The sequence below is a fragment of the Amycolatopsis albidoflavus genome (assembly GCF_039525725.1).
In the GTDB taxonomy this organism is placed as follows: Bacteria; Actinomycetota; Actinomycetes; order Mycobacteriales; family Pseudonocardiaceae; genus Amycolatopsis; species Amycolatopsis albidoflava.
On sequence record NZ_BAAAHV010000009.1, the window covers coordinates 486,013 to 509,125 of the forward strand.

Annotated in this window: 2 protein-coding genes and 2 pseudogenes; 2 read left to right on the forward strand and 2 right to left on the reverse strand. The window is 70.8% G+C overall.

What is annotated here, in order from left to right; genetic code table 11:
* Window positions 1-15,768 (forward strand): SDR family NAD(P)-dependent oxidoreductase, encoded by a 15,768-nt coding sequence (locus tag ABD156_RS14315; protein ID WP_344272064.1) that lies wholly within the window; start codon window positions 1-3, stop codon window positions 15,766-15,768.
* Entirely contained in the window at window positions 15,765-21,572 is a 5,808-nt protein-coding gene (locus ABD156_RS14320) for a type I polyketide synthase (protein ID WP_344272067.1), read from the forward strand. Before ABD156_RS14315 ends, ABD156_RS14320 begins: the two co-directional genes overlap by 4 nt.
* Before the next feature lie 46 nt (window positions 21,573-21,618).
* On the opposite strand, the pseudogene ABD156_RS14325 reads toward ABD156_RS14320, so the two are convergent.
* Both ABD156_RS14325 and ABD156_RS14330 read right to left on the reverse strand, forming a co-directional pair.
* Window positions 21,619-22,007: pseudogene (locus tag ABD156_RS14325) on the reverse strand (dihydrofolate reductase family protein).
* Between the two features lie 66 nt (window positions 22,008-22,073).
* Window positions 22,074-23,055, reverse strand: a pseudogene (locus ABD156_RS14330) (glycosyltransferase).
* Window positions 23,056-23,113: the final 58 nt, after the last annotated feature.

Genomic DNA, 23,113 nt, shown 5'->3' on the forward strand with positions numbered 1-23,113 from the left:
ATGCGTGAGAGTGAGAAGAATCGGGAATCCGGCTTCGCGGAGCGGCTGACGCTTCTGCCGCCGGCGGACCGCGCGGGGTTCCTCGCCGGCGTGGTCCACGACGCGACGCGGGCGGCGCTGCAGGCCGCGCTGCCTGAGGTTCCGGCCGTCCTCGACCCGGAGAAAGCTTTCTCCGACCACGGTTTCGACTCGCTCGCGGCGGTGGAGCTGCACGCGCAGCTGTCCGACGCGACCGGGCTGGACCTGCCGGTGACGCTGGCCTTCGACTATCCGACCCCGGCCGCGGTCGCGCGTTTCCTGCACGCCGAGGTGTTCGGCGCGGAGGAGTCGGCCGCGACACTGGCCGCCGGCGGCGCGAACGACGAGCCGGTCGCGATCGTCGGCATCGGCTGCCGCTACCCGGGCGGCGCGGTGTCGCCGGAAGCGTTGTGGCGGCTGGTCGCCGACGAGGTGCACACCATCTCCGGCTTCCCGGAGGACCGCGGCTGGGACCTCGACAGCCTGTATGACCCCGACCCGGACAAGCCGGGCAGCAGCTACGTCACCTCGGGCGGATTCCTGCCCGGTGCCGGGGAATTCGACGCCGGGTTCTTCGGCATCGCGCCGCGCGAAGCGTCCGCAATGGACCCGCAGCAGAGGCTCGTGCTCGAGACCGCGTGGGAAGCGTTGGAGCGGGCCAAGATTGACCCGTCCACGCTGCGCGGCACTCCGGGCGGCGTGTTCATCGGCGCGGAGGCACAGGAGTACGGCCCGCGGCTGCACGAAGCTCCGGACGGTCTCGACGGCTACCTCCTCACCGGCAACGCGCCCAGCGTCGTCTCCGGTCGCGTCGCTTACGCGCTCGGTCTCGAAGGGCCGACGCTGACCGTTGACACTGCTTGCTCTGGCTCGCTCGTCGCGCTGCACTTGGCGGTGCAGGCGTTGCGGCGTGGGGAAACTCAGCTCGCGCTGGCCGGTGGTGTCGCGGTGATGGGGGCGCCGGGCACGTTCACCGCGTTCAGCCGCCAGCGTGGTCTCGCGGAAGACGGTCGTTGCAAGGCTTTCGCGGCGGCGGCGGATGGCACTGGGTTTGCCGAAGGTGTCGGCGTGCTGGTGCTGGAACGGCTCTCCGACGCAGTCGCGAATGGACACACGGTGCTCGCTGTGGTCCGTGGCTCGGCGATCAACTCCGACGGTGCCTCGAACGGCCTTACCGCGCCTAACGGTCCTTCGCAGCAGCGCGTGATCAAGCGCGCTCTGGCCGACGCTGGTCTGGAAGCGTCCGATGTGGACGCTGTTGAGGCGCATGGCACTGGTACCCGGCTCGGCGACCCGATCGAGGCGCAGGCGCTGCTGTCCACCTATGGCCAGGACCGCGAGACGCCGCTGCTGCTCGGGTCGATTAAGTCGAACATCGGTCACACGCAGGCCGCGGCGGGTGTCGCGGGCATCATCAAGATGGTCGAGGCGATCCGGCACGGCGTGCTGCCGAAGACGCTGCACGTGGACGAGCCGACGCCGCACGTCGACTGGACCGCAGGGGCGGTCGAGCTGCTGACCGAGCAGCGGGAATGGCCGGAGAACGAACGTCCGCGCCGCGCCGGCATCTCGTCGTTCGGCGTGAGCGGGACCAACGCACACGTCATCATCGAGCAGGCTCCGGCCGTCGAAGCAGCGGAAACCACCAGTGACGAGCTGCCGGTCCTGCCACTCGTTGTCTCGGCGCGCAGCGAAGAAGCGCTGCAGGCGCAGGCCGCTGCGCTCGTGTCCACTGTGGAATCCCTGCAGTTGACTGACCTCGGCTTCTCGCTCGCCACCACTCGCGCCGCGCACGACCAGCGCGCTGTTGTGGTCGCGGAGAACGTCGCTGACGCCGTGCGCGGGCTGCAGGCGCTGGCGGCAGGGGAGCAGGACCCGAACGTCGTCCTTGGCGAGCGCACGCCGGGCAAGCTCGCGATGCTGTTCACCGGCCAGGGTTCGCAGCGCCTCGCGATGGGGCGTGAGCTGTATCTGGCGTACCCGAAGTTCGCCGAGGTCTTCGACGAGGCCGTCGACCACCTCGACGTCCAGATGGAGACCCCGCTGCGCGACGTTCTCTTCGGCGACAACGCCGAGGAGCTGAACGAGACGCAGTACACCCAGTGCGCGCTGTTCGCGGTCGAGGTCGCGTTGGCGCGGCTGCTCGAATCGTGGGGCGTGCGGCCGGATCTCCTGCTCGGCCACTCGATCGGCGAGCTCGCCGCCGCGCACATCGCGGGCGTGTGGTCGCTCGCCGACGCGTGCCTGGTCGTCGCCGCTCGCGGACGGCTGATGCAGGCGCTTCCGGAGGGTGGCGCGATGGTCGCCATCGCGGCGACCGAAGACGAGGTCCAGCCGCTGCTCGGCGACCAGGTCAGCTTGGCCGCGGTGAACGGTCCGACGTCGGTCGTCGTCTCCGGCGAGCGCGAAGCGGTGGAAGCCGTCGTGTCGGTGTTCCGCATGCAGGGCCGCAAGATCAGCGAGCTGCGCGTGTCGCACGCGTTCCACTCGCCGCTGATGGAGCCGATGCTGGCCGAGTTCCGCGAGATCCTCGAGGTCGTCGACTACGCGGCCCCGGCGATCCCGGTCGTCTCGAACGTGACCGGCCGGATCGCGACCGCCGAAGAACTCTGCTCGCCGGGGTACTGGCTGTGGCACGTCCGCCGCGCGGTGCGGTTCGCCGACGGCGTCAAGGCGCTGGTCGACGCCGGTGTCACGACGGCGATCGAGGTCGGCCCGGACGCCGTGCTGTCCGCGATGGCCGCCGGCACCAGCGACGCCATCGCGTTCACCCCCGCGCAGCGCCGCGACCGGCCCGAGGTCACCACTCTCGCGTCCGCGCTCGGCCGCCTGCACACCCGTGGCGTGGCGATCGACTGGACGGCGTTCTTCGGTCCGGCACAGGTTGTCGACTTGCCGACGTATGCCTTCCAGCACAAGCACTACTGGCTTACCGCGCCGACCGGCCACGGCGACGCGGCGGACTTCGGCCAGCTCGCTTCCGGGCACCCGCTGCTTGCCGCCGAGATCGGCCTGGCGGGCGACGACGGCCTGGTCCTCACCGGCCGCGTCGCGCTCCGGACGCACCCGTGGCTGGCCGACCACGCGATCGCGGGCACCCCGGTGCTGCCGGGCACCGCGTTCGTCGAGATGGCTCTGCACGCCGCCGCCCAGGTCGGCTACGGCGTGGTCGACGAGCTGACGCTGCAGGCCCCGCTCGCACTGCCGGAGACGGGTGGCGTCGCGCTGCAGACGCTGGTCGGCCCGGACGTCGACGGCCGCCGCACCATCGAGTTCCACTCCCGCCCCGACAACGACGCCGACGCGGCCTGGACCCGGCACGCCATCGGTGTCCTCGCCGCCGGTCCGGTGGTCGAGCCCGCCCCGCGCGGCGAATGGCCGCCCGCCGGTGCCGAAGTGGTCGCGACGAGCGAGCTGTACACCGAACTCGCCGAGCAGGGTTACGGCTACGGCCCGCTGTTCCAGGGCCTGCGCACCGCGTGGAAGCGCGACGACGTTGTGTTCGCCGAGGTCGCGCTGCCCGCAACCGGTCGCGACGCGGCGTTCGGCGTCCACCCGGCGCTGCTCGACGCGGTCCTGCACGCCACCGACTTCGCTCCGGGCGAGGCGCGCGAGCCGGACGAGATCCGGTTGCCGTTCGCGTGGACCGGCGTGCGGCTGCACGCTTCCGGTGCGACCGAGGTCCGGGTGCGGATCACGTCGCCGGCCACCGGCGGTGTCTCGATCGACGTGACGGATGTGGCCGGTACGCCGGTGCTGTCCGTCGAGTCTTTCCGTTCGCGGCCGGTCCGCGAGGCTGACCTCGGCACCCAGGCGCGCGACCTGCTGTACACCGTCGAATGGACGCCGGTCACCGGTTCCGCCGAGCTGCCGACGCTCGCCTCGCTGGGCTCGGTCAGCGGCTTCGACGTTCCGGTGGTCGACTCGCTGGTGTCGCTGGTCGACGTGCCCGAGGTCGTGCTGCTGCCGGTTTCCGTGCCGGGCAAGAACATCGCCGCCGCTGCCAAGCAGACCGCGCACCGCGTGCGGACTGTGCTGCAGCAGTGGCTGGAAGGCGACCGCTACGCCTCGTCGCGGCTGGTCGTGCTGACGCGCGGCTCGCTGGCCGACTCCGCCGTCCGTGGTCTCGTGCGTTCGGCCCAGGCCGAGCACCCGGGTCGCGTGGTCCTGGTCGAGGGCGCTGCCACGGCGGCGACCCTGGCGACCGCGCTGGGCTCGGGCGAGCCGGAGCTGCGCATCGACGGTGACGCGGTCTCGGCCGGTCGGCTGGTCCGGCTGGCCGCCGAAAGCGGGGAGCCGACCTGGCGCGCCGACGGCACCGTGCTGATCACCGGCGGCACCGGCGGTCTCGGTGCCCAGGTCGCGAAGCACCTGGTCACGAAGCACGGCGTCCGCAGCCTGCTGCTGCTCAGCCGTCGTGGCCCCAACGCGCCGGGCGCGGCCGAACTGGTCGACGAGCTGGCTGAGCTGGGCGCGACCGCGAAGGTGGTCGCCTCGGACGTCAGCAAGAAGCGTTCGCTGTCGGCTGCCATCAAGAAAGCCGAGCACCCGCTGTCCGCCGTCGTGCACACCGCTGGCGTGCTGGACAACGCGATGATCGGCTCGCTGACCGCCGAGCAGCTCGACGCGGTCCTCGCCCCGAAGCTCGACGCGGCGTGGGCGCTGCACGAGCTGACTGCGGAGCTGGACCTGTCCGCGTTCGTCCTGTTCTCCTCCTCGGCCGGTCTCGCCGACGGTGCCGGGCAGGCGAACTACGCCGCTGGCAACACGTTCCTCGACGCACTCGCCGAGCACCGCAACGCCGCTGGCCTGCCCGCGACGTCGCTGGCCTGGGGTCTTTGGGCCCCGGACGCCGGTCAGGCGATCGGCATGGGCGCGACACTGACCGAAGTGGACCGTAACCGCATCGCGCGGCTGGGCCTGGCTCCGCTGACCGTCTCGGAAAGCCTTGCTGCCCTTGACGCCGCGCTCGGCACCGGCGTTCCGACGGTCGTGCCGACCCGCGTCGACCGCGCTGCCCTGCGGTCGCGCGGCGAGGATGTTCCGGCTGTGCTGCGCGGGCTCGTTCCCGCCGGTCGCCGCCGGATCGCCGTCGCCAGCGGGGAAGTGACGCCGGAGCAGCAGTTCGCCGAGCGGTTCGCGCACCTCGCCGAAGCAGACCGGGACCGCGCCTTGCTCGACCTGGTGCGCACGCACGTCGCGGCTGTACTCGGCCACGACAGCGCGGACGCGATCAGCCCGGCTCGCCCGTTCGGCGAGATCGGGTTCGACTCACTGGCCGCCGTGGAACTGCGCAACATCCTCGACTCGGTCACCGGCATGCGGCTGCCCGCGACGTTGGTGTTCGACTATCCGACGCCGCGCGCGCTCGCCGAGTACCTGGCGTCGCGCCTGGCCGGGCTGGCCCCGACTCGCACGATCACTCCGGTGACCACCGTGGACCCGGAGGAGCCGATCGCCATCGTCGGCATCGCTTGCCGCTACCCGGGTGGCGTCGCGACGCCGGAAGACCTGTGGCGGCTGGTGTCCGAGGGCGAGGAAGCGCTGTCCGGCTTCCCGGTCGACCGCGGCTGGAACGTCGACTCGCTGTATGACCCGGAGCCCGGCAAGCCCGGCCACTCCTACGTCAAGCACGGCGCCTTCCTGCACGACGCGGCCGAATTCGACGCGGACTTCTTCGAGATCAGCCCGCGCGAGGCGGCGGCGATGGACCCGCAGCAGCGGCTGCTGCTGGAGGTCTCGTGGGAGGCGTTCGAGCGCGCCGGAATCGACCCGGTCGCCTTGCGCGGCAGCGCGACCGGGGTGTTCGCCGGCGTGATGTACCACGACTGGGGCACCCGCCTCGGCACGGTCTCCGACGACATCGCGGGCTACCTCGGCAACGGCAGCCTCGCCAGCGTCGTGTCCGGTCGCGTGTCGTACGCGCTGGGTCTCGAAGGCCCGACGGTCACCGTGGACACTGCCTGCTCGTCGTCGCTGGTCGCACTGCACTGGGCGGTGCAGGCGCTGCGTCGCGGCGAGTGCACGCTGGCGCTGGCCGGCGGTGTCACCGTGATGTCCACTCCGGACACTTTCATCGACTTCAGCCGTCAGCGCGGGCTTTCCGCCGACGGCCGGTGCAAGGCGTTCGCCGAAGCGGCGGACGGTACCGGCTGGGGTGAGGGCGCGGGCATGCTGCTCGTCGAGCGGCTGTCCGACGCACGCCGCAACGGGCACCCGGTGCTCGCCGTCCTCCGCGGCTCCGCGGTGAACCACGACGGCGCGTCGAACGGCCTTACCGCACCGAATGGCCCTTCGCAGCAAAGGGTAATCGCCAAGGCGTTGGCCGACGCTGGTCTGCAGCCGTCCGAAGTGGACGCTGTCGAGGGTCACGGCACTGGCACGACGCTGGGTGACCCGATCGAGGCGCAGGCGCTGCTGGCCACCTACGGCCAAGACCGTTCCGAGGATCAGCCGCTTTGGCTCGGGTCGATCAAGTCGAACATCGGTCACACCCAGGCCGCGGCGGGTGTCGCCGGCATCATCAAGATGGTCATGGCGATGCAGCACGGCCAGTTGCCGCAGACGCTGCACGTCGACCGTCCGTCCACTGTGGTCGATTGGGAGACCGGAGCGGTCCGGCTGCTGACCGAATCGCGGGAGTGGCAGGTCGATCGGCCGCGCCGCGCCGCGGTGTCGTCGTTCGGCATCAGCGGCACGAACGCGCACGTCATCCTGGAACAGGCTCCGGCGATCCCGGTCGAGCGGCCTTCCGAGACGCAGACGATCGTTCCGGTCGCGTTGTCCGGCCGGTCCGCCGCTGCGGTGCGCGGACAGGCGGCGCGGCTGCGTTCTTGGCTCGCTGAGGGCGTTTCCGTCGCGGAGATCGCGCGTTCGCTGGCTGCGACGCGGGCCTCGCTGGAACATCGCGCGGTGGTGGTCGCCGAGACTGCGGCAGAACTTGCCGACGGACTCGACGCGCTGGTGGGCGGCGACGCACCGACCGGTCAAGTGGTGGACGGGAAGCTCGCCTTCCTGTTCTCCGGCCAGGGCGCGCAGCGAGTCGGCATGGGACGCGAGCTGTACGACGCGTACCCGGCCTTCGCGACGGCGTTCGACGCGGTGTGCGCGGCGATCGACCCGCTGGTCGACGTGCCGCTGCGGGACGTCGTGTTCGGCACCACCGAACTCGCCGACCGCGGCCTGCTGGACCAGACGCAGTACACCCAGACCGGGCTGTTCGCGGTCGAGGTCGCGCTGTTCCGGCTCGCCGAGTCGTGGGGCTTCCGGCCCGACGCGCTCGCCGGGCACTCGATCGGCGAGCTGGCCGCGGCTCACGTCGCGGGCGTGCTTTCCCTTGAGGACGCAGCGAAACTGGTCGCCGCTCGCGGTCGCTTGATGGGCGCGCTGAACGACCGGCGCGGCGCGATGGTCTCGTTCTCCGCGACCGAAGAGACGGTCCGCGAACTGCTGCAGGGCCACGAGAACGCGGTCAGCATCGCAGCGGTGAACGGCCCGGCCGCCGTGGTCATCTCGGGTGACGCGGACGTGGTCGCCGAGATCGAGCGCGCTGCTGGCGATGTCCAAACGCGACGGTTGCGCGTGAGCCACGCGTTCCACTCGCCGCTGATGACGCCGATGCTTGACGAGTTCCGCGAGATCGCCGCTGGCTTGAAGTACGACGCACCGAAGGTCCCGATTGTCTCGACGGTCACCGGGAAACTCGCCACCGACGACGAGCTGCGTTCGCCGGAGTACTGGGTCACCCATGTCCGCGAGACGGTCCGGTTCGGTGCTGCGGTTACCACTCTGGCGGAGAGCGGCGTCCAGACGTTCCTGGAGATCGGCCCGGACAGCGTGCTGTCCGCGCTCGGCCCGGAGAGCGTCGACGCGGAGTTCGTGCCGTTTGGCCGGCGCGAGCAGGACGAGGTGCGCACCGCGCTCACCGCGGCCGGTCGTCTGCACATCCGCGGCGCGGCGAAGCTCGGCCCGCTGCTCGGCGACGGTCCGGTCCGGCTCGACCTGCCGACGTATGCCTTCCAGCACAAGCGTTACTGGCTCGACGCGACTCCGTCCAGCGATGTCACCTCGGTCGGTCAGCAGCCGCTGGCGCACCCGATGCTGGGCGCGGTCGTGGCATTGTCCGGTTCGGACACCACTGTCCTCACTGGACGGTTGTCCGCTTCCTCGGTGCCGTGGGTCGCCGACCACGTGGTGAAGGGCGCGATCCTGGTGCCCGGCACCGGGTTCGTCGAGCTGGCCGTCGCCGCTGGCGACCAGGTCGGCCATCCGGTGGTCGAGGAGCTGACGCTGCAAGCGCCGCTCATCCTGTCGCCGGACGGCGCGGTCGCGCTGCAGGTCGTGGTCGGGCCCGCGAACGGCGACCGTCGCCCGGTCACCGTGTTCTCCCGCCCGGTCGAATCGGACGGCGACTGGACTCAGCACGCGCTGGGCACCCTGTCCGCCGCCGCGCGGCCGGAACCCGCTGGCCTCACCGAATGGCCGCCGGCGGGCGCGACTCCGATCCCGGTCGAGGGCGCGTACGAGCTGCTCAACGAACGCGGTTACGGCTACGGCCCGGCTTTCCAGGGCCTCCAGGCCGCGTGGCGACGGGGCAACGAGGTGTTCGCCGAGGTCTCGCTGCCGGAACCGGCCGCGTCCACGGCGGGCTCCTACGGCTTGCACCCGGCGCTTCTCGACACCGCGATGCACGCCGATCTTCTCGGCGACCCGAGCGGTTCGACGCTGCTTCCGTTCGTGTGGAACGGCGTCAGCCTGCACGCGGTCGGCGCTTCGGTGCTGCGGGTGCGGATCGTGCGGATCGACGGCGACGAGCTGTCGTCCATCGAGGTCGCGGACGGCGAAGGCAACCCGGTCGCGTCGGTCGAGTCGCTGGTCTCGCGGCCGGTGCGGACCGAACTGGCCGCGCAGGCGGAGACCACGGACGGTTCGCTGCTCAAGATCGGCTGGCAGTCCGTGCCGGTCCCGGCCGCGGAGCCGGGCGACGTCGTCGCGATCGGCCAGGGCCGAGTCGGCGTGGCCGCCACCTACAGCGGGTTCGCTGACCTGCTCGGTGCCGTCGATCGCGGTGAGCCGGTGCCCGGTCTCGTGACGCTCTCGGTGCCTGCCGCGGACGGCACGGTGCCGGAAGCGGCACGGGCCAACGTCACCTGGCTGCTCGCCGAGATCCAGGCGTGGCTGGCCGAATCGCGGCTGACGGACACGAAACTCGCCATCGTCACGCAGTCGGCGGTTCCGGCTGGCGAGTCCACTGTGGACGTCACGCAGGGTCTGCTGTGGGGCCTCGCCCGCGCTGCGCAAGCCGAACACCCTGGACGAGTGTTCCTGATCGACGCGGACACGGACACCAAGGTCGAGACGATCGCCGCGGTGGTCGCCTCGGGTGAGCCGGAAGCGGCGATCCGCGCCGGTTCGGTGCTCGCCCCGCGCTACACCCGCACCGAATCGACCGGCACGACCTCGTGGGACGGCACCGTCCTGATCACCGGCGGCACCGGCGGTCTCGGCAGCCTGCTGGCGCGTTACCTGGTGGCCGAGCACGGCGTGGAGAGCCTCGTGCTCACCAGCCGCCGCGGCCTCGACGCTCCGGGTGCCGCGCAGCTGGTCGAAGAGCTGACTGACCTGGGCGCGACGGTCCAGGTGGCGGCCTGCGACGTCGCTGACCGGGAAGCGGTCGAGCAACTGGTTAACGGCCTGCCGGACCTTGGCGCGGTGGTGCACGCCGCCGGTACCGCCGACAGCGGTGTCTTCGATTCCCTCACCGCAGAACAGCTTGACGCAGTCCTGCGCCCGAAGGTCGACGCGGCCTGGCACCTGCACGAGCTGACCGCCGACCGGAAGCTGTCCGCGTTCGTCATGTTCTCCTCGGCAGGCGGCCAGGTGCTCCCCGCCGGGCAGGCGAACTATGCCGCGGCCAACGCGTTCCTCGACGGGCTCGCCGAACACCGGCGCGCTGCCGGGCTTCCGGCAACCGCGCTGGCCTGGGGGCTGTGGGCGGAGAACACCGGACTCGGCGGCGACCTCGCCGAAGCCGACCTCGCCCGGATGGCCCGCCTGGGCCTGCCCGCGGTGACCGCCGAGCAGGGTCTGGCCCTGTTCGACGCCGCCGTGGCCACGGAAGACGCGGTCATCGCGCCGCTTCGCGTGGACGTCCCGGCGCTGCGGGCTCGCACTGACGAACTGCCCGCACTGCTGCGTGGTTTCGTGCCGCCGAAGGCACGTCGCGTGGCGAAGGCGGCCAAGGCGGCGGACAACGCGCTCGCCGACGAACTGGCCGCGCTGATCGAAAGCGAACGGGACCGAGTGCTGCTCGACCTCGTCCGCACGCAGGTGGCCACCGTGCTCGGCTACGCGGACAAGTCCGAAGTGGACGGAACGCGCGCGTTCAAGGAGCTGGGCTTCGACTCGCTCGCCGCGGTCGAACTCCGCAACCTCCTCGGCACCGCGACCGGCCTGACGCTGCCCGCGACGCTGATCTTCGACCACCCGACCGCCAAGGCCGTCGCGGACTTCGTCAAGGGCAAGCTGCTCGGCGCGGTCGCGAAGGTGCCGGCGACGACGGCCCGGACGAACGCGTCGATGCAGGAACCGATCGCGATCGTCGGCATGGCCTGCCGCTACCCCGGCGGCGTCCGGTCTCCGGAGGACCTGTGGCAGCTGCTGGTCGACGAGGTCGACGCGGTCTCCGGCTTCCCGACGAACCGCGGCTGGGACACCGAGGGCATCTACGACCCGGAACGCGGCAAGCGCGGCAAGACGTATGCCAACCAGGGCGGCTTCCTGCACGACGCGGCGGAATTCGACCCGGCGTTCTTCGGCATCGGCCCGCGCGAGGCGATGGCGATGGACCCGCAGCAGCGGCTCCTGCTGGAGACCGCGTGGGAGGCCATCGAGCGCGCCGGGATCGACCCGACCGTGCTGCGCGGCAGCCTGACCGGCGTCTTCACCGGCGCGATGTACGACGACTACGGCAGCCGTGCCCCGGGCGCCCCGGCCGACGTCGCCGCCTACATCCCGAACGGGAGCTCCGGCGCGGTCGTCTCCGGCCGCATCTCCTACCTGCTCGGCCTTGAGGGCCCGAGCATGACGGTGGACACCGCGTGCTCGTCCTCGCTGGTCACGCTGCACCTCGCGGTGCAGGCGCTGCGGGCGGGGGAATGCGGGCTGGCGCTGGCCGGCGGCGTCACGGTGCTGTCGCAGTCGGACCTGTTCGTCGACTCCAGCCGCCAGGGCGTGCTTTCGCCCAACGGCCGGTCGAAGTCGTTCTCCGCGGCTTCCGACGGCGTCGGCTGGGCCGAGGGCGCTGGTCTGCTGCTGCTGGAGCGGCTGTCCGACGCGCAGCGCAACGGCCACGAGGTGCTCGCGGTGGTCCGGTCGAGCGCGGTCAACCAGGACGGTGCGTCCAACGGTCTGACCGCCCCGAACGGCCCGTCGCAGGAACGCGTGATCCACGCGGCTCTCGCGGCTGGTGGGCTGCAACCGTCCGATGTGGACGCTGTCGAGGCACACGGTTCGGGCACGAAGCTCGGTGACCCGATCGAAGCGCAGGCGCTGCTGGCCACCTACGGGCAGGACCGCGAGCGGCCGTTGTACCTGGGTTCGGTGAAGTCGAACATCGGCCACGCGCAGGCGTCCGGTGGTGCCGCCGGCGTGATGAAGGTCGTGCAGGCGTTGCGGCACAACATGTTGCCGAAGACGATGCACGTCGACGCGCCGTCGCCGGTCGTCGACTGGACCACGGGCAACATCGAGCTGCTCACCGAACCGCGGCCGTGGCTGCGCAACGGTCACCCGCGTCGCGCCGGCGTTTCGTCGTTCGGCATCAGCGGCACCAACGCGCACATCATCATCGAGGAGGCACCGCCCGCGCCGGCCACCGAAACCCGGCGCACCGCACCGGAACTCGCGGCAATCCCGTTGCCGCTGGCTGGTTCGGTCGAGCAGGCGCTCGCCGACCAGGCCGCCCGGCTGGCCGCCCACCTGCGGGCCAACCCGGACGTCAGCCTGACCGACGTCGGCTACACCTTGGCCACTGCACGGGCCGCGCTCGACCACCGCGCGGTGGTCCTGGCGGCCGACCGAGAAGCGGCTTTGAAGGCGCTCGACGGACTGGCCGACGGCCGGACCCCGGCGGGCACTGTCGCGGGCACGGTCAGCGCGGCCGACCTGACGGCGTTCCTGTTCACCGGACAGGGCGCGCAGCAGCCGGGCATGGGACGCGGGCTGTACGAGGCGTTCCCGGCCTTCGCCGGAGCGTTCGACGAGATCTGCGGACTCTTCGACGCCGAGCTGGAAACCCCGCTCAAGCAGGTGATCTGGGAAGACTCGCCGCTGCTCAACCAGACCGCGTACACGCAATGCGCGCTGTTCGCGATCGAGGTCGCGCTGTACCGGCTGGTCGAATCCTGGGGCGTCACGCCGGATTACGTCGCCGGGCACTCGATCGGCGAACTCGCGGCGGCGCACGTCTCCGGAGTGTTCTCGCTGGCCGACGCCTGCTCGCTGGTCGCTGCTCGCGGCCGGCTCATGCAGGCGCTGCCGACCGGAGGCACGATGGCGGCGATCGCGGCCACCGAGGACGAGGTGCGCGCCTCGCTGCCTTCGGGTGTGGACATCGCGGCGGTGAACGGGCCGCGATCCGTGGTCATCTCTGGTCCGGAAGAGGCGGTGCAGGCTGCGATGGCGGCCTTCAAGGAAGCCGGTCGACGGACGAAGCAGCTGGTCGTGTCGCACGCGTTCCACTCGTCGCTGATGGAGCCGATGCTGGCCGAGTTCGCGGTGGTGGCGGAGAAGCTGACCTACTCCGCGCCGTCGATCCCGGTGGTGTCGAACGTGACCGGCAAGATCGCGACCGCCGCCGAACTGCGCTCGCCGCAGTACTGGGTGGGCCACGTGCGGGAGGCCGTCCGGTTCGCCGACGGGGTCAGCACGCTGCTCGCCGCGGGAGTGACCCGGTTCGTCGAGCTGGGCCCGGACGCGGTGCTCACCGGGATGGCTCGCGAATGCGACACCGCGGTGGCCGACCGGCCGGACCGGGTCGTCCAGGTGCCCGCGATGCGGCGCGGCCGGGCCGAGGTGCCGACCGTGTTCACCGCGCTGGCGACGCTGTTCTCCCGGGGCGCGAAGATCGACTGGAAGGCGCTGTTCGCCGGCCAGGGTGCGTCCACTGTGGACTTGCCGACGTACGCGTTCCAGAACAAGTCCTACTGGCTTGACGCGACTAAGCCGACCGGCGACGTCAGCACTTTGGGCGCACAGTCCGCCGGACACCCGCTGCTGGGTGCCCTGGTGGAACTGCCCGACGGCGGCGCGGTGCTGACCGGACGGCTGTCGGTCGCGACGCAGCCGTGGCTGGCCGACCACGTGGTGATGGGGCGGACGATGCTGCCTGGCACCGCGTACGTCGAGCTGGCGATTCACGCCGGTGACCAGGTCGGCTGCAACCTGCTGGAGGAGCTGACCCAACAGGCACCGCTGCTGCTGCCGGAAGACGGAGTCGACCTGCGCGTGGTCATCAGCGCGCCGGACGGCAGCGGCCGCCGGGAGCTGTCGGTGCACTCGCGGACCGAAGCTGGCTGGGTCCAGCACGCCGCGGGCACGCTGGCCAATGGTTCGGCGGCAGAATTCTCGCTGAGTGAGTGGCCGCCAGCCGGTGCGGAACAGGTTGACCTGACTGGGTTGTACGACGACCTGGCCGGGCTCGGCTTCGGCTACGGGCCGACGTTCCGCAACCTGCGGGCGATCTGGCTGCGCGAAGGCGAGGTATACGCCGAGGTCGCGCTGCCGGAAGGCACCGCGGCGAACGAATTCGGCCTGCACCCGGGTCTGCTCGACTCGGCGCTCGGCGCGACGGACTTCCTGATCCCGGGCGGTCCGAAGGCGTTGACCGAGACGACTATCCCGTTCGCATGGAACTCGGTGTCGCTGCAGGCCAGCGGCGCGACCGCGCTGCGGGTGCGGGTCCGGAAGACCGACAGCGGTTCGTCGCTCGACCTGGCGGACGCCGCTGGTGCTCCGGTGGCGCAGATCGCCTCGCTGGTCACGCGGCCGGTGTCGGAAGGCCAGCTCGGCGCGAAGGTGCCGGACTCGCTGTACCGGATCGAATGGCAGCCCGCTTCAGGCGTTCGGCTGGTTCCTTCGCTGGACGGCTGGGCCGTGCTCGGTACCGACGACCTCGGTCTCGGGGTGCCGACGAAGGCCGAGCCGGTCGACGCGGATGTCCTGGTGCTGCCGGTCGGTTCGGGTACTGGCTCGGTGCCTTCTCAGGTGCACCAGGTCGTGCAGGAAACGTTGCGGCACTTGCAGAACTGGCTGTCCACTGGGGACGGCAAGCTGGTCGTGGTCACTCGCGACGAGCTGGCGCAGGCTCCGGTCTGGGGTCTGGTGCGGGCCGCGCAGGCGGAGAATCCCGGCCGGATTCAGGTCGTGGACCTCGACGCTTCGGCCGAGTCGGCCCGGGCGCTGCCCGCGGTCGTCGCGTCCGGCGAACCGGAAGCTCGGGTGCGGAACGGCGAGGTGCGCGTGCCGCGGCTGACCCGGGTCACCGAGGTCGGCGAGCCGGTCGAGTGGGATCCGGACGGCACGGTGCTGATCACCGGCGGCGCGGGTCTGCTCGGCGGGCTGCTGGCCCGGCACCTGGTCGCTCGCGGTGCCCGCGACCTGGTCCTGACCAGCCGTCGCGGTCTCGACGCGGCGGGGGCGCGGGAACTGGTCGACGAACTGGCCGGCTCGGGTGCGAAGGTGACTGTGGCCGCGTGCGACGTCACCGACCGGGACGCGCTGGCGAAGCTGCTCGACACGCTGCCGCGGCTGACCGCTGTGGTGCACGCGGCCGGGCAGATGGACAGTGCGGTGCTGAGCGCTCTGACGCCGGAGCAGGTCGAGAATGTGTTGCGGCCCAAGGTGGACGCGGCCTGGAACCTGCACGAGCTGACGGCTTCTCGGGACCTGGCGGCGTTCGTCCTCTACTCCTCGGCGGGCGGCTTGCTGCTCGCGGCGGGGCAGGCGAACTACGCGGCTGGCAACGTGTTCCTGGACGCGCTGGCCGAGCACCGCGCTTCGCTCGGCCTCCCGGCGACGTCGCTCGCGTGGGGTCCGTGGGAAGGCACCGACGGCGAGGTGGACCTGGCGCACATCGCCCGGTCCGGCGTCGCAGAGCTGACTGCGGCTGAGGGGTTGGAGTTGTTCGACGCGGCTCTGGCGGCTTCGGCGGCGGCGTTGGTGCCGGTGAAGCTCGACCTCAAGGACGCCGACCGTGCGTCGGCACTGCTGAAGGGTCTCGTCACAGCCGGACCGCGGCGGGCAGCTGTTGCCTCGTCGGCGGCAGCGACACCGGAAGCCGGGTTCGCCGACAAGCTCGCCACGCTCCCGGCGGACGAGCGCGACTCGGCGGCGCTGAACCTAGTGCGCGAGCACACGGCGGCAGTCCTCGGGTACGACGACGCTTCGGCGGTCGGAGTCGAGAAGGGCTTCACCGACCTGGGCATCGACTCGCTCGCCGCGCTGGAACTGCGCAACCGGCTCGGCGCCGCGACCGGGCTGCGGCTGCCCGCGACGCTGATCTTCGACTACCCGAGCCCGCTGCCGCTGGCCCGGCACCTGCTGGCGGAACTGGCGCCTGCTTCGGCAGTTCCTGTTGAAGAAGAACTGAACGGCACCGACGACGCGGCGGCGGCAGTCGCCTCGATGGACCTGGCCGACCTGGTCCGCTCCGCGATGGGCGGCACCGACGAACGGGGTGAATCCCAGTGACCGACAAGTCCGCTCCTTCGACCGAGCAGATCGTCGCCGCGCTGCGGCAGTCCATGACGGACAACGAACGGCTCCGTGCGGACAACCAGCGGCTGGCCGCGCGGCAGTCCGAGCCGATCGCGATCATCGGCATGGGCTGCCGGTATCCCGGCGGGGTCACCACGCCCGCGCGGCTGTGGGACCTGGTGGCCGGCGGCGTCGACGCGATCGGCGAGTTCCCGGCCGACCGCGGCTGGGACACGGCCGCCCTGCACGACCCGACCGGTGCCCGGCCCGGCACGACCTACTCGAACGAAGGCGGTTTCCTTTACGACGCCGCTGATTTCGAGCCGGAGTTCTTCGGCATCAGCCCGCGCGAGGCGGTCACGCTGGACCCGCAGCAGCGGTTGCTGCTCGAGACTGCGTGGGAAGCCGTCGAGCGGGCCGGGATCGTGCCGTCGACCCTTCGGGGTAGCGCGACCGGGGTGTTCACCGGCGTCATGTACCACGACTACGGCGCGGGCAGCAGCGACGGCAGCCTGATCTCCGGGCGCGTCTCGTACACACTGGGCCTTGAGGGCCCGTCCGTGTCGGTTGATACCGCCTGCTCGTCGTCGCTGGTCGCGATGCACCTTGCCGCACAAGCACTTCGGCGCGGGGAATGCTCGCTGGCTTTGGCGGGCGGGGTGACGGTGATGGTCACGCCGGACATGTTCGTGTACTTCAGCGAACAGCACGGCCTGTCCTCGGACGGTCGCTGCAAGGCCTTCGGCAGCGGCGCGGATGGTGTCGGGTGTTCTGAGGGTGCCGGAATGCTGTTGCTGGAACGGCTTTCCGACGCTCGGCGCAACGGGCACCACGTACTCGCGGTGCTACGTGGCAGCGCGGTGAACTCGGACGGCGCTTCGAGCGGGATCACCGTGCCCAACGGCCCTGCTCAACAGCGGGTAATCCGTGCGGCCCTGGCTGATGCCTCCTTGGAACTGTCCGATGTGGACGCCGTGGAGGCGCACGGCACCGGCACCAAACTAGGCGACCCGATCGAAGCGCAAGCTCTGATCTCCACCTATGGCAAGGTCGCTACCCCTTCACGGCCGTTGTATGTCGGCTCTTTCAAGTCGAACGTCGGACATACTCAGGCTGCCGCTGGGGTCGGCGGGGTCATCAAGATGGTCGAGGCCCTCCGTCGGGGCGTGCTGCCGCCGACGCTGCACGCGGACGAGCCTTCGCCGCACGTCGACTGGGCTGATGGCACTGTCGCACTGCTGAACGAATCGACGCCTTGGCCGTCGGCCGACCGTCCCCGGCGGGCTGCGGTTTCGTCGTTCGGCATCAGCGGGACGAACGCGCACGTGATCGTCGAACAAGGCGATCCGGCTCCGGCGCCGTCCGCTTCTGCTGGGCCAGTGACCTGGCTGCTATCGGCTTCCGCGCCGGAGGCTCTGCGGGCTCAGGCTTCTCAACTGGCTGGGTCTGCTCCCTCAGGCTCCGCCGCCGACGTCGGGCTTTCCCTTGCCACGACGCGAACCCTCAGCGAGCATCGGGCCGGGGTGGTGGCCGCCGACCGGGAAGCTGCCGCGCGCGCTCTGGCAGATTATGCAGCAGGCCGCGCATCTTCCGCGGTGGTCGAAGGCGTAGCTTCTACTCCTCGCGTGGCTTTCCTCTTCACCGGCCAAGGTGCCCAACGTGCTGGCATGGGCCTGGACCTCGCCGCCGCGTACCCGGTCTTCGCCGCCGCCCTGGACGAGGTCGGTGCTTCTCTGGACCTCGACGTCCCTCTGCGCTCCCTGCTCGCCGATGCCGACCGTCTCGACCAGACCGGCTACACGCAACCTGCTTTGTTCGCGGTGGAAGTCGCCCTGTATCGCCTCCTGGAGTCGTGGGGCGTCCGTCCTTCTTACCTGCTGGGCCACTCCGTCGGAGAAATCGCCGCCGCGCACGTCGCCGGGGTGCTTTCCCTTGCCGACGCCGGAAAACTGGTAGTCGCCCGAGCTCGCCTGATGCAAGCGCTGCCCACCGGCGGTGCGATGGTCGCGGTGCAGGCTACCGAGGACGAGGTGCTTCCGCTACTAACCGATGGTGTAGGAATCGCCGCCGTGAACGGCCCTCGGTCGGTGGTAGTGTCGGGGGTAGAAGAAGAAGTACTTGCGGTTGCTGGGAAATTTGATCGAACTTCGCGGTTGCGGGTGTCGCACGCGTTCCATTCGCCGCTCATGGACCCGATGCTGGACGAGTTCGCCGCGGTGGCGCGCACGCTGACGTACTCTGCGCCTTCGGTGCCTGTTGTGTCCACAGTGGAGCTATCGGCGGATGTGGCCACGCCGGATTACTGGGTGCGCCAGGTCCGCTCAGCAGTCCGCTTCGCGGACGGCATACACGCGCTGGCTGGCGCAGGGGTGAACACCTTCGTCGAAGTCGGCCCGAGCGCGGTGCTGACCGCGATGGGGCAAAGCTGTGCGGACGCCGCTGCGGCGGGTACGACCGGTGGCGGACGTGCGGCCGACGGTGGTGCCAACGCCGGTGTTGCTGCCAGCGGCGGTAGCGGGCGTGCGGTCAACGGTGGTGCTACCGGTGACGGTGACGGACGCGCGATCGGCGGCGGTGCCAACGTCGGTGATGCTGCCAGCGGTGCTGCTGCCGGTAACGGACGCGCGGTCAGCGGCGGTGCCAATGTGGATGGTGCGGTCGGCGGTGTTGCTCACGGTGGTGCTGCCGGTGCCGGTGGCGCGGTTGGCGGCGATGCCAACGCTGGCACCGCCGGTGCCGGTGCTGCGATCGGTGGTGCGGCTGAAGTCGTTGCCGCCGGTAGCGATGCTGCCCTTCGCCGCGAAGCCGGTGTCGGCAATGCCGGTAGCAACGGTGCGTCAACCGGTGCATCCAGGGCGAGTGCCGACGGTGTCGGTTCCGCAGCCAGCGGCACCGCCACCCTCGACCCGGCCACCATCGGCGCCGCCCTTGCCAACGCCACCTTCATCCCCGTCCTGCGCAAGGACCGAGCCGAAGCGGAGTCGGCCGCCGCCGCGGTCGCGACTCTGTTCACGCTCGGCGGGACAGCCGACTGGGACGCGTTCTACCCCGGCGCGCACCCGGTCGAACTCCCGACCTATGCCTTCCAGCGCAAGCGTTACTGGCTGGACAACCCAACCGGCGCGCGGGCTCGCGGCGTCGCGGAGGTCGGGCAGCGGGAAGCCGCGCACCCACTGCTCGGCGCGGTGGTCGGCACGGCGGATTCCGGCGGCGTCGTCCTCACCGGACGGCTCTCGCTGGCCGCGCAGCCGTGGCTGGCCGACCACGTCGTCCAGGGCAACGCGCTGTTCCCCGGCACGGCGTTCGTCGAGCTGGCCGTGCGCGCGGGTGACGAGGTCGGCTGCGGAAGGGTCGACGAGCTCACCCTGGCCGCGCCGCTGATCCTGCCGGAACAGGGCGCGGTGCGGCTGCAGGTGACCGTCGGCGCGGAGGAGGACGACGGCACCCGCGCGCTCGGGATCTTCTCCCAGGCCGAGGACGCCGACGAGTGGGTCCAGCACGGCAGCGGCCGGCTCTCCCCAGCCAGTGAGCCGTCCGCGGTCGCCGCAGCATGGCCGCCGGCCGGGGCCACGGAGATCGACGTGACCTCCCGGTACGACGAGCTGGCCGCGCAAGGCTTCGACTACGGCCCGGTTTTCGCGGGCCTCCGTCGTGCCTGGCAAGCGGGCGACGTGCTGGCCGCCGAGGTCGCGCTGCCCGAGCACGCGGACGGCAGCGCGTTCGGCCTGCACCCCGCGCTGCTGGACGCTGCCCTGCACACGATCGGCCTCGCCGGCCCGACCGAGGACAAGCCGGTCCTGCCGTTCGCGTGGTCCGGCGTCTCGCTGTACGCGGGCGGCGCGGCGAACCTGCGCGTGCTGATCTCGTCGGACGTCGAGAACACCGTCTCGCTCACCGCGACGGACGCGTCCGGCGCACCGGTGCTGCGCGTGGACTCGCTGGCGTTGCGCCCCATCGCGGACGACGCGTTCGCCGCCGCCGCGCGTTCCGCGGTGGACGATTCGCTGTTCCGCGTCGACTGGATCCCGTGGCAGGGCGACGACGTCGCCGCGGTGACCACCGCCGTCCTGGGCAACGATCCCTTCAGCCTCGGCGGCGAGTCCTATGTGGACATAAACGCGCTGCTGGAAGCCATCCACAACGGCGCGCTGGTGCCGGACGTCGTCTACGTGCCGTTCGCCGCTCCCGAAACGGCGACCCCGGAAGGGGCTCGCGCGGCCGTCCACAACCTCCTTTCGCTGGCCCAATCCTGGGTCGCCGAGGACGTTCTGGCTGCTTCGCGGTTGGTCGTCGTCGCCTCCGGCGCGATCGCCACTCGTCCGGACGAGGGTGCGCCCGACCTCACCCACGCCGCGCTCTGGGGCGTGATCCGCACCGCGCAACTCGAGTACCCAGACCGTTTCATGGTCGTAGACCTCGACGACGGCCCGCTCCCGATCGGTTCGGTGCTCGGCGCGATGTACGCCGACGAACCCGGCGTCGCAGTCCGCGACGGCGCGGTTTTGGTGCACCGACTGGCAAAGTACGCGCCCTCCGGAGCCGTCGCCTTCGACCCGGATGGCACCGTTCTCGTCACCGGCGGCACCGGTGTGCTCGGCCAGCTGATCGCCCGCCACCTGGTCACCGAACACGGCGTCCGCCGCCTGCTCATCACGAGCCGCCGTGGCCCCGCCGCACCAGGAGCCGACGAGTTCGTCGCCTCCCTGACCGAGTTGGGTGCGTCGGTTTCGCTGGTGGCCTGCGACCTGGCCTCGCGGGACGCCGTCGCAGGCCTCATCGCCGATGTTCCCTCCGACCACCCGCTGACCGCGGTAATCCACACCGCCGGTGTCGTCGACGACGGCGTGCTGCTGTCGCTGACCCCGGAACGGATGGACGCCGTGCTCCGCCCGAAGGTCGACGCCGCGTGGCATCTGCACGAACTGACCGCGTCCCTGGACCTGGCCGCCTTCGTGCTGTACTCCTCGGCCGGCGGAACACTCGGTGCCGCAGGCCAAGCCAACTACTCCGCGGCGAACGTCTTCCTGGACGCCCTTGCCCACCACCGCGCGGCGCAAGGCTTGTCCGCCGTGTCGCTGGCGTGGGGCCTGTGGTCGGAAGGCGGCATGTCCAACGATCTGGCCGACACCGACCTGATCCGCATGGCCAGGTCCGGCGTCTTCGGCCTGTCCTTCGCCGACGGCCTGGAGTTGTTCGACGCGACAGTCGCCGCCGGCCAGCCGTCGCTGGTGCCGGTGCGGCTGGACATGTCCGGTCTTCGCGCGGACGCCCACAGCGTCCCCGCGATGCTGCGCGGCCTGGTCCGAGGACGCCGCCGCGTCGAGGTCGTCGACGATTCCTGGAACCAGGTCCTGCGCCTGTCCGGCGCCGAACGAGTGCGGGCCGCCGTCGACCTGGTCTGCGGCACCGCCGCCGTAGTCCTCGGCCACGAACGACGGGACGCGGTGGACCCGCGAAAGGGCTTCATCGAACTGGGCTTCGACTCCCTGACCGCCATCGAACTGCGCAACCGGCTGGACGTCCTCACCGGAATGCGCCTGCCCGCGACGCTGATCTTCGATTACCCGTCCGTGCAGGTCCTGGGAGAACACCTCGTCGCGGACGGTGCGCCGTCAGCAGTCGAGATCCAGCTGGACGCGCTGGAAGACGTCGTGCGAAGCCTGGAACCGGACGAGGTCTCCGGAGTCGTGACGCGGTTGAAGGCAGTGCTCGCGTCGCTGGTCCCGGACGAGGACGTGGAAGGAGCCAGCGCGGACGAGTTGTTCGCCCTGCTGGACGAGGAACTGGAAGCCAGGTAACCAGCCTGGGCCGCCCGCCGATCCGCGCGGGCGGCCCAGGCGCTTGCTACCGGTGAAGACATGGCCGGTAGCGAAATTCCTGGATACGCCCGTCGAACGTCCGAGTGTCGAGAAGTTCGAGGTCGTAGTCGTCGCCGCCGCGAAAGACCGGATCGGCTCCGGTTTTCCCCGTGATGATCGGAAACAACGTCACCTGGACGACGTCGACCAAACCGGCCGCCATGAGTGCTCGGTTCAGCGTGAGGCTGCCGTGCGACCGCAACGGCACCGCGGACTCCTCCTTGAGCCGAGCGACGACGTCGACCGGATCGAGAGGTCAAGGCGGTGATCGAGGAGTTCGGGACCTTGTTTGCCCCAGTAACCGCCCCAGTCGCCGGAGTGCGCGGCGAATCCGTCGAGGCTGGTGAAGACGTCGACAGTGTACGTAGCCGACATGGCCTGCTCTCCTCGTTCGAAGGGGCTCTTACTGTGGCTACGAACTGGGCACCCGGGAATCGACAGCTATCTGCTCTCGGCCCACCGAGGCAGGTCGCGAGCAACCTCTCCTGGCGACGGCATGCGCGCGATCTCCTCCGCGATCGCCCGCGCCGCATCCCGGTGCCCGCTGCGCGGTAACAGCAGCTTCCGGACGCCCTCGGCAACACTGTCCGCGCTCAGCTCTCCGGGAAGAATGCTCACCGCAGCCCCCGCGGTGCTGAGTGCTTCCGCATTGCCGAACTGATCCGCTCCCTGAGGAAGAACCAGCTGCGGAACCCCGGCCGCGAGCGCACCGAGCGTCGTACCGCTGCCGCCGTGATGCACCACCGCGTCGACAGATGGCAGCAACTCCGCCTGCGGTACCCAACGGTGGACCGTGACATCTCCCGGCACCGCACCAAGCTGGACGTTCCCAGCAGCAACGACCACGTCGGCGTCGAGCGCCGTCAAACCCTGGATAGCCGTGGTGAGCACCTCCGCCGTGCCGAACGCGGTACCGAGCGTCAGATAGATCAGCGGCCGCGACGTCCGCTCGACCCGCCACTCCGGCAGGGGTTCGGAATAGGCGACCGGCCGCAGCTCGATCCGCTCGGCCGTCGCGAGAAAGTCCTTGTCCTGCAAGGACGGCGGGCAAATGTCGAGATGCGGCCGGTCCAGGCCGGGCCGCTCCAGCCCGATCCCGTCGGGAAACAGGCGACCGAACCCGTGCCAGAGACCGGGAATCCCGGCCCGCCGCGCCGCGATCGCCGGACCCGGCTGCCCCCCATTCATGGACTACGAGGTCAGGCCGCAGCCGTGCCAGGTCGGATTCGAGATCCTCGGCGTAGATCTCGTAGAACGAATCCGCTGGCCGAAAGGGGCGCAATCCATTGCGGTGCAAGGACGCGTGCACGTTCTCGCCCGCGGCGAAACGCACCTCGTGCCCAGCCTCCTTGGCAGCGACCGCGAGCGGGATGAGCGGGTAGGTGTGCCCGACCGACGCGAGACTGGCGAAAAGCACGCGCACCGCTGACCTGCTCCTTCCTGGCCAGACAGAGACGGCCGGTACCATGGATGGCAATTTC

What these genes read in the sequence shown, in the direction of transcription:
- ABD156_RS14315 (WP_344272064.1), top strand. Translation starts at nt 1, where the DNA reads ATGCGTGAGAGTGAGAAGAATCGGGAATCCGGCTTCGCGGAGCGGCTG.